Source organism: Kribbella solani, from assembly GCF_014205295.1.
In the GTDB taxonomy this organism is placed as follows: Bacteria; Actinomycetota; Actinomycetes; order Propionibacteriales; family Kribbellaceae; genus Kribbella; species Kribbella solani.
Genome location: NZ_JACHNF010000001.1, coordinates 2,724,552 through 2,739,145, shown reverse-complemented (window position 1 = coordinate 2,739,145; position 14,594 = coordinate 2,724,552). Strand labels below are relative to the sequence as shown.

At 67.5% G+C, this 14,594-nt stretch carries 15 protein-coding genes; 8 read left to right on the top strand and 7 right to left on the bottom strand.

The window, feature by feature from the left end:
- Positions 1–127: 127 nt before the first annotated feature.
- The 3 genes from HDA44_RS12295 to HDA44_RS12285 are packed head-to-tail and all read left to right on the top strand — an operon-like array spanning position 128 to position 2,245.
- On the top strand, positions 128–1,369 hold the full coding sequence (locus HDA44_RS12295) for a L,D-transpeptidase (RefSeq protein ID WP_337905893.1): 1,242 nt from the start codon (positions 128–130) through the stop codon (positions 1,367–1,369).
- Between the two features lie 52 nt (positions 1,370–1,421).
- Entirely contained in the window at positions 1,422–1,904 is a 483-nt protein-coding gene (locus HDA44_RS12290) for a hypothetical protein (RefSeq protein WP_184833910.1), read from the top strand.
- On the top strand, positions 1,901–2,245 hold the full coding sequence (locus HDA44_RS12285; RefSeq protein WP_184833908.1) for a hypothetical protein: 345 nt from the start codon (positions 1,901–1,903) through the stop codon (positions 2,243–2,245). The genes HDA44_RS12290 and HDA44_RS12285 overlap by 4 nt, the downstream gene beginning before the upstream one ends.
- On the opposite strand, the gene HDA44_RS12280 is transcribed toward HDA44_RS12285, so the two are convergent.
- Positions 2,235–3,011, bottom strand: coding sequence for an alpha/beta fold hydrolase (locus tag HDA44_RS12280; RefSeq protein ID WP_184833906.1), 777 nt, complete (start codon positions 3,009–3,011; stop codon positions 2,235–2,237). The two genes, HDA44_RS12285 and HDA44_RS12280, sit on opposite strands and share 11 nt — an antisense overlap.
- A gap of 41 nt (positions 3,012–3,052) precedes the next feature.
- Here HDA44_RS12280 and HDA44_RS12275 point away from each other — a divergent pair, with 41 nt between their 5' ends.
- A complete protein-coding gene (locus HDA44_RS12275; protein ID WP_184833904.1) occupies positions 3,053–3,517 on the top strand; it encodes a MarR family winged helix-turn-helix transcriptional regulator in 465 nt (154 codons plus the stop codon).
- A gap of 52 nt (positions 3,518–3,569) precedes the next feature.
- On the opposite strand, the gene qcrB is transcribed toward HDA44_RS12275, so the two are convergent.
- The 4 genes from qcrB to ctaE are packed head-to-tail and all read right to left on the bottom strand — an operon-like array spanning position 3,570 to position 7,862.
- A complete protein-coding gene (gene qcrB, locus HDA44_RS12270) occupies positions 3,570–5,234 on the bottom strand; it encodes a cytochrome bc1 complex cytochrome b subunit (protein WP_408954178.1) in 1,665 nt (554 codons plus the stop codon).
- A gap of 5 nt (positions 5,235–5,239) precedes the next feature.
- Positions 5,240–6,268: a cytochrome bc1 complex Rieske iron-sulfur subunit gene (gene qcrA / locus HDA44_RS12265; protein ID WP_337906818.1), complete on the bottom strand. Its 1,029-nt coding sequence runs from the start codon at positions 6,266–6,268 to the stop codon at positions 5,240–5,242.
- A gap of 17 nt (positions 6,269–6,285) precedes the next feature.
- Positions 6,286–7,152 (bottom strand): cytochrome bc1 complex diheme cytochrome c subunit, encoded by an 867-nt coding sequence (gene qcrC, locus HDA44_RS12260; RefSeq protein ID WP_184833898.1) that lies wholly within the window; start codon positions 7,150–7,152, stop codon positions 6,286–6,288.
- Positions 7,149–7,862 (bottom strand): aa3-type cytochrome oxidase subunit III, encoded by a 714-nt coding sequence (gene ctaE / locus HDA44_RS12255; RefSeq protein ID WP_184833896.1) that lies wholly within the window; start codon positions 7,860–7,862, stop codon positions 7,149–7,151. The genes qcrC and ctaE overlap by 4 nt, the downstream gene beginning before the upstream one ends.
- Positions 7,863–7,893: 31 nt before the next feature.
- On the opposite strand from ctaE, the gene HDA44_RS12250 reads away from it, so the two are divergent.
- The 3 genes from HDA44_RS12250 to trpD are packed head-to-tail and all read left to right on the top strand — an operon-like array spanning position 7,894 to position 10,326.
- Positions 7,894–8,811 carry a cytochrome c oxidase assembly protein gene (locus tag HDA44_RS12250; RefSeq protein ID WP_184833894.1) on the top strand — a complete coding sequence of 306 codons (918 nt, stop codon included), beginning with the start codon at positions 7,894–7,896 and terminating at the stop codon, positions 8,809–8,811.
- 47 nt (positions 8,812–8,858) lie between these two features.
- Positions 8,859–9,278, top strand: a complete 420-nt coding sequence (locus tag HDA44_RS12245; protein ID WP_184833892.1) for an Rv3143 family two-component system response regulator — start codon at positions 8,859–8,861, stop codon at positions 9,276–9,278.
- Between the two features lies 1 nt (position 9,279).
- Positions 9,280–10,326, top strand: a complete 1,047-nt coding sequence (gene trpD, locus HDA44_RS12240; protein ID WP_202888140.1) for an anthranilate phosphoribosyltransferase — start codon at positions 9,280–9,282, stop codon at positions 10,324–10,326.
- A 169-nt stretch (positions 10,327–10,495) separates the two neighbouring features.
- Here trpD and HDA44_RS12235 read toward each other — a convergent pair whose 3' ends face one another.
- The gene (locus HDA44_RS12235) at positions 10,496–11,170 is read right to left on the bottom strand and encodes a hypothetical protein (protein WP_337905892.1); all 675 of its coding nucleotides are present in this window, start codon (positions 11,168–11,170) and stop codon (positions 10,496–10,498) included.
- 147 nt (positions 11,171–11,317) lie between these two features.
- Here HDA44_RS12235 and HDA44_RS12230 point away from each other — a divergent pair, with 147 nt between their 5' ends.
- Complete coding sequence (locus HDA44_RS12230; protein ID WP_184833888.1) at positions 11,318–11,830, top strand: hypothetical protein; 513 nt, start codon at positions 11,318–11,320, stop codon at positions 11,828–11,830.
- A gap of 430 nt (positions 11,831–12,260) precedes the next feature.
- On the opposite strand, the gene HDA44_RS12225 is transcribed toward HDA44_RS12230, so the two are convergent.
- Positions 12,261–14,042, bottom strand: coding sequence for a hypothetical protein (locus HDA44_RS12225; protein WP_184833886.1), 1,782 nt, complete (start codon positions 14,040–14,042; stop codon positions 12,261–12,263).
- Positions 14,043–14,594 lie beyond the last annotated feature (552 nt).

Genomic DNA, 14,594 nt, shown 5'->3' with positions numbered 1-14,594 from the left:
GCCGGTGCGATCGTTATGGTCCGTACCGGTTACCTGGTGATGCGATGCTGAGAAATGTCGCCGCGGCACGTTACCCTTACCGCGGTTTGACTAAACAGGGGAGAGCTGGGGAATGGTAAGCGGTTCGGTGAGGAAGCACGGCCTGGCCGTGGCCGGCATTTGCGTGCTGCTGGTGGCCGGGACGGCCTGCAGTGACACGAAGGCCGGCAGCGGTGGCAACGGCCAGTCGACGCCGGGTGCGTCGAGCTCGCAGAGCAGCACCCCGGGTGCCTCGAACACGCCAGGCGCGTCGACCACCCCGTCGGAGTCCGCCGCGGCGGCGATCTCGGTGGTGCCGGCCAAGGGCGCGACCGCGGTGCAGCCGGACAAGCCGGTCACCGTGAGCACGACGGCGGGCAAGCTCAACGACGTGACGCTGAAGGACGACGACGGCGACAAGGTCACCGGCAGCTTCAACACCGACAAGACCCAGTGGACCTCCGCCGCGCTGCTCAAGCCGAACGCGACGTACACGGTCAGTGGTTCCGCGGAGGGTACGGACGGCGCGAGCGTACCGATCAGCTCGACCTTCAAGACGCTGAAGGCGACGAAGAGCCTGAAGGCATCGGTGGTCCCGCTGAACGGGGAGACCGTCGGCGTCGCGCTGCCGATCCAGATCTACTGGAACAACCCGGTCAAGGACCGTGCCGCGGTCGAGAAGCAGCTGTCCGTGAAGACCTCGGTCCCGGTCGACGGCAGCTGGCACTGGGTGAACAGCAAGCAGGTCAACTACCGCCCGAAGAACTACTGGCCGGCCGGTACCAAGGTGACCGTGAACATCGACACCCAGGGCGTGAACGCGGGCAACAACACCTGGGGTACGTCCAGCCGGACGATCGCCTTCGACATCGGCAAGTCCGTGGTCAGCAACGTGAACGTGAAGAAGCACGTGATGACCGTGACGATCAACGGCAAACTGGCCCGGTCCATCCCGATCACCGCCGGCAAGGACGGGTTCACCACCCGCAGCGGCGTCAAGGTGATCATGGAGAAGTTCCCGACCAAGCGGATGGACGCCGCCACCGTCGGCATCAAGCCCGGCGACCCGAACTACTACAACATCAGCGACGTGCGCTGGGCCCAGCGGGTCACCAGCTCCGGCGAGTTCATCCACGGCGCCCCGTGGTCCACCGGCAGCCAGGGCAGCGCCAACGTCAGCCACGGCTGCGTCGGCATGAGCCTCAAGGACGCCCAGTGGTACTACAACCAGACCCTCCGCGGCGACCCGGTCATCGTCACCGGCACCTCCCGCCACATGGAACCAGGCAACGGCTGGACCGACTGGAACACCACCTGGGCCACCTACAAGGCCGGCTCAGCCCTGTCCTGACGCGCGTCAGAGCCAGGTTGTGATCGCGATACCTTTGAACTACCTTTGAAGTATGGGCCTGCAGGAAGTGACGTTCAGCGACCTGCTTCAGCGTTCCAACGAGACAGTTGAGAAGCTGAAGCAGAGTCGTGCCCGGGCGCTGCGTGTCCGTCGGCGAGGCGTGGAGGAGGATTTGATCCTCACCACCGCGTCCAAGGCGGAGCAGGACGAGGTGGTGGTGAATCTGGCCATCCGGCTGCTGGGTGCCATCGCCGGTGACCCGGTGCTGCGCTCGAAGCACCTGCTGGATGTGTTGCCCCAGGTTTTCCCCTGGATCAGGTTCCTGCCCACTGACGAGAAGATCGAATTCGTCCGCGATTTCATCGAGGTGATGGGCGCCGGCGCCGAGTTCGGCAATCCCGCGCCAGTCGTGCAGCTGATCACCGAATGGCGCAACACCGCCGAGGTTTACGCCGATCCCGAGCTGCTGCGCGTGCTGAGCTCGCAGATTGTCGAAGACGGCGGGGCGGTCTCTCCGCCTGCTCCGCCCACGTGACGCCGGCGAAGCGGGGCGACCGGGTCGCCCCACCGGCCCAGCCCGGGCAATGGCTACTCAAGTTCGGTACGAACGACGCCGCGAAGGGCTGGGAGGATCTATCCCGGAAAGCGGCTTCGAACCTGTGGGAGGCCTACGAGGCGATCCGGCTGGACCCAGCCCCGTTCCCGCCGAAGAAGCGCCATCACCGTTTGAAGGGGGCTCTGGGGACTGTCGACGGCATGGAGCAGTGGCAGTACGAAGTGACCGCTGGTGGTCGCATTTGGTACCTGGTCGACGCCGCGAAGAAGACGGTGTGGATTCGGGTGGCTGGCTGTGGGCATCCGAAGGCTACTGACTGAGTAGTGCGGCTATCAGCTCGTTGGCGTGGAGGGCTGGTAGGGAGTGGTGGGTGGCTTGGGGGAGGTGTACGACGGTTGCGCCGGTGGTGTGGGCTTGTTGGGTGAGGGTTTGGGGGTTGTGGGCCTTTGAGCGGTCTGCCACTACGACGGTGGTGGGCGGGAGGTTTTTGAAGGTGTGGGGGCGGTGGGGTTTTACGGGGCGGGTGGTGGGTCGGAGGGTGGCCAGGGCGGACAGGTTCAGCCAGTCGGGGTCTATGGGGAGGCCCTGGGTTTCCCACTGGATGAAGGACTTGTAGCGGGGCTCTGACGGTTTGAGGAGCATGGGGAGGGCTCTCGCTACGTACGTGGGCTTCAGGCCGGTGAAACAGTCCGTGGGGTCGAGCAGGGTCAGTCTCCCGACGGGGGACCGGAGTGCGTACGTAAGGGCGATCCACGCGCCGTACGAATGGCCCACCAGCCACGGGTCCTTCAGCCCGTGAAGGACTGTTGCGAGCCAGGTCATCAGATCGGTGACCGTACGGGGTGGGGGAGCGGTGCTGAGGCCCGCGTCGCCGGGGAGGTCGGGCGCGTATACCCGGTAACGCTCAGCGAGCCGAGGTGCGACCGCGAACCAGACCGGAGCGGTGGCGCCGTGCCCGGCCAGAAGTACTACCGGCGGACCGTCGACCGGCCCGCACACGTTCACATGGGTGCCGGCGATGTCGAGTTGCTCGACCGGGACCTCCCACCTGCGGAGCAGGGCGGCGTACGCGTCCTCGAAGCTCATGATCCCGACAATAGCTCACTGAGTGAGGTAAATTGCCGGGTATGCGTGAAGGAGTGAGGCCCCGGGACCCGGAACGAGCCGCTGCCCTGGAGCTGGTGCACCGCCTGCGGGACGTCGCGCTGCGGCTCGACCTGGCGATCGGGGAGTTCGCGAAGACGACCGGACTGCACAACACCGACGTACGCGCCCTGGTACGCCTCCTGGACGCCGAACGCGCCGGAGTGGAAGCCACGCCCACCTGGCTCGCCCAACAGCTTGGAATGACCTCCCAGGCGACAACGGCGGTCATCCACCGTCTAGAGGCCGCCGGTCACGTCGAACGCCGCAGAAGCCGTACGGACGGCCGCAGCAGCCGGCTTCAGGTCTCCGACAGCGCGATCGCGCTCGGCTGGCAGTTCTTCGGCCCACTCCTGGACCAGCTGGTCGCCACCACCAGCACCTTCACAAAGGACGACCAGGCGACCATCACGAAGTACCTGACCGCCCTCACCGAAGCGATCGACTGAACGACGAAGGGCCCGCGGCACGTAGCCGCGGGCCCTTCGAGGTGTTGAGTGATCAGGAGCGGTCGCTCGTGACCTCTCGGTAGGTTTCGGTCTCTTCGGTCAGCTCGTGGATCTCGTCGGCGTCGTGAGCGTGCTCGTGCGCCTCCTCGATCTCGGCCGCCGTCGGCTTCTGCACCGCGTCCGCGAAGTAGAAGCGGGACAGCCGGGCGCGGAGCTTGTTCAGCGCCCGGCGCGGGGCGCGGACACCGTTCTCGTCCGTCTCCGGGCCCAGCTCGTGCGGTACGACCCGGTCGCGGGCGGTCAGCGAGTACGCCTCGAAGGTCGAGATCGGCTGGTGCTTCTCGGTGTACTTGCCGTCCGCGTCGCGCATGATCACGCCGGTCTCCAGACCGTGCAGCAGCCGCTCGTGGTCGGCCCGCTGCAGCGAGATCGCCCACCGCCGGGTGATCCAGAACGCCAGGATCGGCCCCAGGATCACCGCGAACCGCAGGAACCACGTCACGTTGTTCAGCGACAGGTGGAAGTGGGTCGCGATCAGGTCGTTACCGCCACCGATCCACAGCATCGCGTAGAAGGTGATGAACGCGACGCCGATACCGGTCCGGGTCGGTACGTCCCGGGGCCGGTCGAGCAGGTGGTGCTCACGTTTGTCGCCGGTGATCCACCCCTCGATGAACGGGTACGCCGCGACCAGCGTGACGAACGCCGGCGGAATGATCAGCGCCGGGATGATCAGGTTCCAGCTGAGCGTGATACCCCAGAAATGCGATTCGAAGCCCGGGAAGATACGTACCGAACCTTCCAGCCAGCCCATGTACCAGTCCGGCTGCGCGCCGGCGGTCACTTCGGCCGGGTTGTACGGCCCGTACAGCCAGACCGGGTTGATCTGCATCAGCGCCCCCATCAGGGCGGTGATGCCGAAGACCACGAAGAAGAAGCCGCCGGCCTTGGCCGTGTACACCGGGAACAGCGGGTAGCCGACCACGTTCTTCTGCGTCCGGCCCGGACCCGCGTACTGGGTGTGCTTGTGGTACACGACCAGGAACAGGTGCACGGTGACGAGGGCCAGGATGATGCCCGGTATCAGCAGCACGTGCACGATGAAGAACCGGGAGACGAAGTCGCCGCCGGGGAACTCACCGCCGAAGATGAAGAAGTTCAGATACGTGCCGATCACCGGTGACGCCTGGATCATGCCGTTGGTGATGCGCAGACCGGTACCGGACAGCAGGTCGTCCGGCAGGCCGTACCCGAGGAAGCCCTCGATGATGCCGAGGAACAGCATCGCGAACCCGATCACCCAGTTCAGCTCGCGCGGCTTGCGGAACGCGCCGGTGAAGAACATCCGGAGCAGGTGCACCATCATCGCGGCGATGAACAGGATCGCGGCCCAGTGGTGGATCTGCCGCATCAGCAGACCGCCACGGACGTCGAACGAGAGGTCCAGCGTGGAGGCGTACGCCTCCGACATGTGCAGGCCCTTGAGCAGGCTGTACGAGCCCTGGTACTCGACCTCGGCCATCGACGGCTTGAACCAGAAGGTCAGGAAGGTACCGGTGAGGATCAGGATGATGAAGCTGTAGAGCGCGATCTCGCCGAGCATGAAGGACCAGTGGTCCGGGAAGATCTTGCGCAGGTTCTTCTTCCCGATCTTGGCGATGCCGAGGCGATCGTCGACCCACTTGACCGGTCCAGGGAACTCTGTGTTTGTTGACACTGCTGTCACCCTCGTTCGAAGAAGCTCGGGCCGACCGGCTCGTCGAAGCCGCTCTGCGCAACCAGGTAGCCCTCACTGTCCACCGTCAACGGTAGCTGAGGTAGTGGCCGGGCCGCCGGGCCGAAGACGACCTTGGCGCTGTCGGCCAGGTCGAAGGTCGACTGGTGGCACGGGCAGAGCACGTGGTGCGTGGTCTGCTCGTACAGCGAGATCGGGCAACCGACGTGGGTGCAGATCTTGGAGTAGCAGAGGATGCCGTCGACACCCCAGTTCTCCCGGCCCGGCTTGGTGCGGATCTCGCTCGGCTTGATCCGGACCACGATCACCGCGGCCTTCGCCTTGGCGTTCTGGTACTCGACCGGGTCATGTTCCTGGATCGGCGCCAGGTTCGCCGGGGCGGCGTTCACCAGCTGGCCGACGACCAGGTCGGAGGGCTTGATCGGGCGGTCGGTGACGTCGTTGACGACCCGGATGCCCTTCGCCCAGATCGTGTTGTACAGCGCCCGGCCCGGCAGCGGACCGAGGTCGCGGAGCAGCACGATGGCCGGCAGGCCGAGCACCCCAAGGGCGCCGATCAGCGAGTTGCGGATCATCTTGCGGCGGCCGAAGCCGGACTCCGCGGCACCTTCCTTGAACGCCTCGGTGATCTCGGCGATCTGCTCCGGCGACGAGTGCGCGGCGTGCCGGTCCTCGGCGATCTCCTCGTCGACCATCAGCTTCTTGGCCCACTGGATCGCGCCGGCGCCGATCAGGAACAGGGCGAGCCCGAGCCCGATACCGATCAGCATGTTGTTCGCGTTGCCGGTCAGCGGGCCGAAGACGATGGTCGCGTCCCGCGGTACGGCGAAGTACGCCACACAGGCGCCGAGGACGAGCAGGGTGGCCAGACCGAACATCGCCGATACCTGGCGCTCGACCCGGTCGGCCGCCGTCGGGTCGATGTCGGTGATCCGCGGCTCGTGCGGCTCCAGACCCGGGTCCGGGATCGGCTCCGCGACCTCGACGACGCCGTGCTGCTCTTCCTCCGGCTTCACCGGAAGGTTGTCGCTACTCACTTGGCCTTCACTCCCTTGGCCTTGACGCCCTTGGCGCCGATCCACACCGCTACGCCCACCAGCAGACCGATTCCGACGATCCAGCCCCACAGACCCTCGGAGACCGGGCCGAGCCGGCCGAGGCCGAAGCCACCCGGGTTCTTCTGCGTCTCCAGCGCCTTCAGGTAGGCGATGATGTCGCGCTTGTCCTCCGGCTGCATCACCTGGTCGGAGAAGACCGGCATCTGCTGCGGGCCGGTCAGCATGGCCTCGTAGATGTGCCGCTCACTGACGCCCATCAGCGACGGCGCGTACTTGCCGTTCGGCAGTGCGCCACCGCTGCCGGCGAAGTTGTGGCAGGCCGTGCAGTTGGTCCGGAACAGCTCGCCACCGCGGGTGATCTGCTCGTCCGTGGCCTTGCTCACGTCGTACGCGTCCGACGCGGGGACCGCCGGGCCCGGAGCGAGCGAGGCGACGTACGCGGCCAGTGCCTCGATCTCCTGCTCCGAGTACGCCGGGGTCTTGCGCGGGATCTGCGCGCCCGGCTGCATCGCCGGCATCCGGCCGGTGCCGACCTGGAAGTCGACCGCGGCCGCGCCGACACCGATCAGCGACGGACCGGCCATCTTGCCGCCGCCGTTCCCGCCGCCCTCGGCGTTCAGGCCGTGGCAGCTGGAACAGCCGACCGCGAAGAGCTTCTTGCCCTCCTCGATCTTCTGGGACTGGGCCGAGTTGTCCGCGACCGCGTTGTCAGGGGCGAAGGCGGCGTACGCCGAGCCGACTGCCAGCAGGCCGAACAGGAGCACGACGAGGCCGGCGGACCGGTGCCGTCGTCGCGCGGAGAGAAAACGCGCCGGTGACAAGGAAGTTCTCTTCTCACTCATTTGAGCAGGTAGATGGTCGCGAACAGGGCGATCCAGACCACGTCGACGAAGTGCCAGTAGTACGACACGACGATCGCCGAGACGGCCTGTTCGTGGGTGAACTTGCGGGCCATGTACGTCCTGGCCAGGACGAACACGAAGGCGATCAGACCGCCCGTGACGTGCAGACCGTGGAACCCGGTGGCCAGGTAGAAGACCGAGCCGTAGGCGTTCGCCGAGATGGTGATGCCCTCGTGCACCAGCTCGGCGTACTCGGTGACCTGACCGGCGACGAAGACCGCGCCCATCAGGTACGTGAGGATGAACCACTCACGCATGCCCCAGGCGCGGATGTTCGCCAGCGAGCCGGACCGGCCCACCTTGCCGTGCTCGGCGGCGAACACGCCCGCCTGGCAGGTGAACGACGACGCCACCAGGATGAACGTGTTCACCGAGGCGAACGGGACGTTCAGGTGCTCCGTCATCACCTGCCAGAGCGTCTCCGTGCCCGCGGGCGCGGTCGCGGTCGTCACCGACCGGATCGTGAAGTACGCCGCGAACAGGGCGGCGAAGAACATCAGTTCGCTCGAGAGCCAGACGATCGTGCCGACACTGACCATGCTGGGACGGTCGTGGTGTCCGTGTTCACGAGACGCTGGGAGCGCGGTTGCAGTGGCCACGCGGTCATTATGTCGGTCCGCTACTTGAATGCCACGACCACCCCCGTGCATGTCGCCCAACCGTTGTTTCTACTGTGGAAGCGTGCTTCCCCTTCACGCCACGCCGGGCGACCGGATCGAGCCGCTGACGCCGCTGCGGCTGCTGACCGGCTGGACCTTCGAGCCGGTGTTACTCGGTGTGATCATCGTGCTGGCCGGGCTCTATCTGTACGGCGTCCACCGGCTGCGCGCGCGGGGTGACAAATGGTCCCGCGGGCGTACGTTCGCGTTCGTCGGCGTCGGTCTGGGCAGCGCGGTGATCGCCACCCAGTCCGCGCTCGGCACGTACGACACCGTGCTGATCAGCGTGCACATGGTCCAGCACATGATCCTGTCGATGCTGACCCCGCTCGCGATGGCGCTCGGCGCGCCGATCACGCTGGCGCTTCGTACGCTCCCGCAACGGCAGCGAAAGTGGTTGCTCTCCGTGTTGCATTCACGGCTCGCGAAGGTGATGTGCTTCCCGCTGATCGGGTTCACCTTGTTCGTACTGAGCCCGTGGGCGCTCTACTTCAGTGGCTGGTACGACGCGACGCTGCGGTCCACCGCGCTGCACGACCTGCTGCACCTGCACTTCATCCTGGTCGGATCACTGTTCTTCTGGCCGCTGCTCGGACTGGACCCGGTGCCCGGGCGGGTGATCTATCCGTTCCGGCTGATGCTGACGTTCCTCACGCTGCCGTTCCACGCGTTCCTCGGGATCACGATCATGTCCGCGAACAAGCTGATCGCGGAGGACTGGTACACGAGTTTCGGCCGCGCCTGGCCGCCGTCGCCGCTGCGCGACCAGTACATCGCCGGCGGTCTGCTCTGGGGCTCGGGCGACCTCGTCGGGGTGGCGTTCTTCGCCGTTCTGTTCGTCCAGTGGGTGCGTCAGTCGCAGCGTGAAGCACGCCGTGAGGACCGGCGCCTGGACCGGTTGGAGGAACAGGCTCGCCGGACCGGACAGGCGCCCCGGTAGCATTCGGCTTGTCCACTCGTCACAGACACACAGCTTGGGATGGATCGATGAGTTCAGAGCGTCCGCTGAAGGTCCTGGTCTACAGCGACGACCGTACGACGCGGGAGTCCGTCCGGCTGGCCCTCGGCAAGCGGCCGGCCGCCGACCTGCCCGAGCTCGAGTACGTCGAATGCGCGACCGAGCCGGCCGTGATCAAGACCATGGACAAGGGCGGGATCGACCTGGCCGTCCTGGACGGCGAGGCGGTGCCGGCCGGCGGCCTCGGGATCGCGCGGCAGCTGAAGGACGAGATCTTCCAGTGCCCGCCGATCCTGGTCATCACCGGCCGTCCGCAGGACGCCTGGCTGGCCACCTGGTCACGGGCCGAGGGCGCGGTCTCGCACCCGATCGACCCGATCCGGCTGGCCGAGGTCACCGCCGATCTGCTCCGCCAGCGCATCGCCAAGCTCCCCGCCACGACTGCCTGACCTGGTGGGCGCCTACACTTGGCCGCAGGTTCTCGGACCGCTGCTGCGGCACGAGGACCTGGAGGCCGCCGCCACCGCGTGGGCGATGGAACAGATCCTGTCCGGCGCCGCGACCCCGGCCCAGCTGGCCGGTTTCGTGATCGCGCTGCGGTCCAAGGGCGAGACGGTCATCGAGGTCGAGGGCCTGGTCCGGACGATGCGTGACTTCGCCACCCCGATCAGCGTTCCGGGGCGGACACTGGACGTGGTCGGTACCGGTGGTGACCAGGCCCACACCGTGAACATCAGCACCATGTCCGCGATCGTCGCGGCCGGCGCCGGCGCGAAGGTCGTCAAGCACGGCAACCGGGCCGCGTCGTCCGCTTGCGGCGCGGCCGACGTACTCGAGGAACTCGGCATCCCGCTCGACCTCACCGGCCCACAGGTCGCCGAGGTGGGGGAGCGGGCCGGCATCACGTTCTGCTTCGCCTCCGCGTTCCACCCGGCGCTGCGGAACGCTGCGGTCCCGCGGCGCGAACTCGGCGTACCGACGACGTTCAACCTGCTCGGCCCGCTGGCGAACCCGGGCGACCCGTCCGCGCAGGCGGTCGGAGTCGCGGACGGGCGCGTGGCCGGGCTGATGGCCGGCGTCCTCGCGCGGCGCGGGATCGACGCGCTGGTCTTCCACGGTGACGACGGGTTGGACGAGCTGACGACCCGTACGACGTCGCAGGTCTGGGTCGTTGGCGGCGGAAAGGTCGAAGGGCCGGTCACGCTTGATCCGCGCGAGCTGGGGATCACGCCGGTCTCGTCGGACGCGCTGAAGGGCGCGGACGCTACGTACAATGCCAAGGTCGTTCGCGCGTTGGTGGATGGTGAGCAAGGGGCGGTACGTGATGTCGTACTGCTCAACGCGGGCGCGGCGCTGGCGGCGTACACGCCTGAAGCGGGCAGCGTGACCGCGCGGATCCGGGTCGGGATGGACCGCGCCGCCGAGGCGATCGACTCCGGCGCGGCGAAGGACGTCCTGGACCGGTGGATCGCCGCGTGCGCTGAGGTACGCGGCTGAGTGTCGCGTTGCGCTGGGGTTGCCGGTTGAGGCGGACCTGCGGCACTCACCAACCGGCGGACTCCACGACCTGAGGGTGGCCTCGCCCTGCTTGTTCCTGTGTGGACGTCGGTCGTCCGTGGTGGGCGACCGACGTCCCGCGGCGGTTGGTGAGTGGTGGCGGTCCGCTTCAGTTGATGGTGATCTGGCTGACCTTGTAGCGCCAGACGTTCTGCCAGGCCGGGGTCGAGCCCGCGATGTCGGCGATCGACACCGCCGCCGTACCGTCACCGCGGTCGATCACCGCGATCATCACCGTGGAGAACGTCTCGGCGAGCTTCGGCCGCTTCACTGCCACCCGCGCGACGATCTCATGCCCGGGGTGACCGTTGACGGTGATCACCCGGTGCGTCGGCTTCGGCGGCAGCAGCGTCGCGTTCTTGTCGTACAGGTTGACGATCGTGCGCCCACCGACCTGCACCGCGGCGGCCTTCAAACCGGCCGGCGTGTTCTTGTACGGGATGTCCGCCGGCAACTGCCCGAACCCGACGTAGTTGCCCCAGTCGTTCTTCTTGCCGTCGTAGTTCTTGTGCACCGTCAACCAGATCCCGGTCCCACCGGCCAACTCGACCCGATCGAAGTCGTTCGACCACGCCGAACTCATGATCGGCATCTTGTCCTTGTTCGCCGCAACCAGATCGGTCCCGATCACCCGGCCGCGCGGAGTAGGCGTCTCCGACGGCTGCACCGAAGGACTGACCGTCTCCAACGGCTTCCCCGCCGAAGGCAACGAAACCGGCGAAACCGCATCCGCCTTCGACCAGATCCACCCCACACTCAGCCCAGTAGCCGCCAACGCAGCCACCACCAACACCAAGGCCCCCACCATCCGAGCCCGCCCACCACCCGCTTGTCCCACCCGACCGGCCGGCGCGCCTGGCACCGCTCCACCGGCGTGCGGGCCTGGCCCACCAGCGTGCGGGCCTGGCCCACTAGCCTGCGCCGCCTGAGCATGCCGGCCACCACCAGCCACCTGCTGATACCCGCCAGCCTGCGCCCCTTGCCCCAGCACACCACCACGCCCGCCCTGCTGCGGCCCACCTACCTGACCATGCCCACCTACCTGACCAGGTCGACCAGCCTGACCATGCCCACCTACCTGACCAGGTCGACCAGCCTGACCATGCCCACCTACCTGACCAGGTCGACCAGCCTGACCAGGCGCACCTACCTGACCTGGTCCAGGGGCCTGACCGGGTCCTCCAGACTGAGCTGGTCCAGGGGTTTGCCCGGGGGCTCCAGCTTGCCCTGGGACAGCGCCGCGGGGTGCCTGCCCTGGCTGCGGGCCACCAGCCTGAGGCCCAGTTGCCTGTACCTGCCATCCAATCCGACGACCACCCTGCTGCTGACCACCGGGCTGCCCCGCCTGCGAAGTGCCGTACGAACCACCCTGCTGACTACCCTGCCCACCCCACACCGGCCCAGCCTGCTGTCCCTGCACCGGCCCAGCCTGCTGTCCCGGTAGCTGCCCACGCTCAGGCCGCGGGGCATGTCCGGCCTGCGAAGCACCTCCGCCGTACGCCCCCGACGACTGCAGCCCCGCCTGCGGAGCGCCGTACGAACCAGCCTGCTGCGGGCCTGACTGTGGTTGCTGTGGTTGTGGGGAGTTGGGCTGGTTCTGCTGGGAGTGCTGTGTTCCCCACTCCTGTGAAGCGCCCTGCTGCGGTGCCGCGTGCTGCGGGCGTACCGGCGCCGGGGGAGGCGGTGCAGGCGCGGGAGACTGTCCGAACAGAGGGTCTGAACCCCCACCACCAATCCCACCAGAACCAACCTCACCAGTCCCACGTGCACCGGTTCCACCGGAACCAGTCTGGCCGGTTTCAGGTGTGCCGGTTTCGTCGGCTTGGGGGTTTGGGGGTGCGCTGTGTTTGGGGGGTGGGGTCTGGTTCTCGTTTTCAGCCAACGTTGATTCCCTGGTAGGCCTGGGTCTCGGCGGTGCGGAGATCAGGTCGGTTGGTGGGGATGCCGCTGACGTACGCGACTGCCGTGCCGTCGCCGAGGTCGAACACGGCAACTGTCAGCGTAAGCACCCGATCGGTCACCGCGGCCGACGTCGCGGTCACTGACTGCTTGAAGAACCAGCCGGACTTGCCGGACTTCTTCACCGCGCCGTTCGCGACCGTTTGGTACGTCGCCGGGATGTTCCCGTACATGTTGGTCCGCAGCTGGATCGCGAGCGCCGCAGCGGTCGCCTTGGGGTCGCCGTTGAAGCCGGAGCCGGTACCGAGCGCGCCGACGAAGATGTCGGCGGTCCAGTCATCCGTACCGTTCACGTCGCGCTGCAGCACGATCCGCTGCCCGCTGGAGTCGAGCACCTGCCGGACGAACAGTTTGTGATCCGACCACGGCGGAGTACGGCGCGGGAACGAGATCGCGTCCGACGAGATCCGGCCGTCACCCTCGTGCAGCTTGGGGTTCTTCGACTGGCCTGGCTTGGTGCTGCTCTGGTTCGTCGGCGTGGGTGAGGCCTGGGTCGGCGTACCAGTCGGCGTCGGGTCGGCGGTCTTGTCGTTACCACTCGTGATGAGGTAAATCGCGGCGGCGATGAGCATCACCAGCGCGAGACCACCAGCAATCACCAACGGCAGTTTCCCGCTCAGCGGACCGCCGCCGCCTGGTCCCTTGGGCTTCTTCTTGTCCTTGTCGCGCTTGCCCACGCCGGAGCTGAGGTCGGCCTGCCCGCCCCAGCTCTCGTCTTCATCACCCCAGGCACGCTGCGGTACGTCACCCCAGGCCTGCTGAGGAGCATTCCCCTGACCGCCATTCCCTTGACTGCCGGCCCAAGCCTGCTGGCCGTTCTCCTCGACCGCGGTCCATGACTGCTGGGGGGTGTGCTGGGCCGGCTGCGAGGAGTTGCTGGTTTGCTGTGTGTCGGACTGCTGCAACGGCCAGCTCTGGCCGCCCCAGGTCTGTTCTGCGACTGGCTGTCCGTTCTGCTGACCCCACGGGTCCGCGTCGGGTGCGGCCTGCTGGCTTACACCCCAGCCGTTCTGCTGACCGTCCTGTTGGTCGCCCCAGCCCTGGGCTTGGTCCTGCTCAGGCCACGGCTGGTTCTGGTCAGTGGGTTGCTGTTCGTAGCCCCACTGCTGTTCCTGTGCAGGCTGCTGGCCCGTACCCCATGCCTGGCCTTGGTCCGGCTGCTGGTTGTCGGGCTGTTGTGGGGACTCGCCCCAGAGCTGGTACTGCTCGGGTGGCTGGTTGTTGTTGGAGGCCTGCGGGTTCCAGACGGGCTGTTCCTGGGTGGCGTCGTCCTGGGACGGCATGGTCCACAGCGGTCCCTGGTCCTGCTCGGGCGTTTGCGGATTGTGGTCGTCGCGGGCCTCGACGCCCCAGGCGGGTTCGTCGGTTGCCAGGTCCTCGTGCGGTTGGTCGTCCTGCTGGTCGTCCGACTGGCTGCCCCAGTCCGGCTGCGCGGACAGCTCCAGGTCGTCGTCTTCCGGCTGCGCGTCCTCCCGCGGCACGGGCGCGAACCGCGGCTCCTCAGTCCAGCTGACGTTGGCCCACCCATCCGCGTCCCCGTCCACGTCCACGTCATCAGCGTTGGGCGTACCAGCGCTGGCGTCGGCGGTGGGCGTACTGGCGCCGGCTGTGCTTCCGGCGGTTGTACTACCCGCGGCAGTTGCACTGCCAGTGGCTGACGGGTCGACGGCTGCACCGTTGTTGGTTGCTGCAGTCACGTCGGTGCTGTCGGCTTCGGCTGCTGTAGTCGCGTCGGTGGTGCTGTCGGCGGTAGTACCGGTTTCTGGCTGGGTGGGGGCGGGGGCGAGTCTTAGGGTTCGGGCGGGGGTTGGCTCGGGTTCTGGGGTGATGGGGTCGGGGTCTTCGTACGCGAGGTCCTCTTCGGTGGGCTCGCGTTGGGTCCAGTGTTCTGGGGGTGCGGGGGCCAGCTCTGGGGCGCCCCAGGTTGCTTGGGCTCGGGCGGCGGCGGTGGGGGGCGCGGGTTCGGTGGCTTCAGGGGGTTGCGGAGCCGGTGCGGATTGGCTTGCGTCGTCGGGGGTGACGGCGCGGAGGCGCGGGGTGTCGGTTGCCGTGTCCCAGAGGTCGGGGGAGGGGGGTTGTTGCCACCAGCCCCCTTGTTCGTTCGGGGTGGAGTTGGGGTCGACGGGCCGCAGGTCTGGAGAAACCGGGGCGGACGGAGCCGAGGGCGAAGCGGAGTCAGCGGGCGCGGACGGGGTGGCGGCTGAAACCCCGGCGGGTGATGTCGAGCCGGGGTTGGCTTCAGGGGGGTT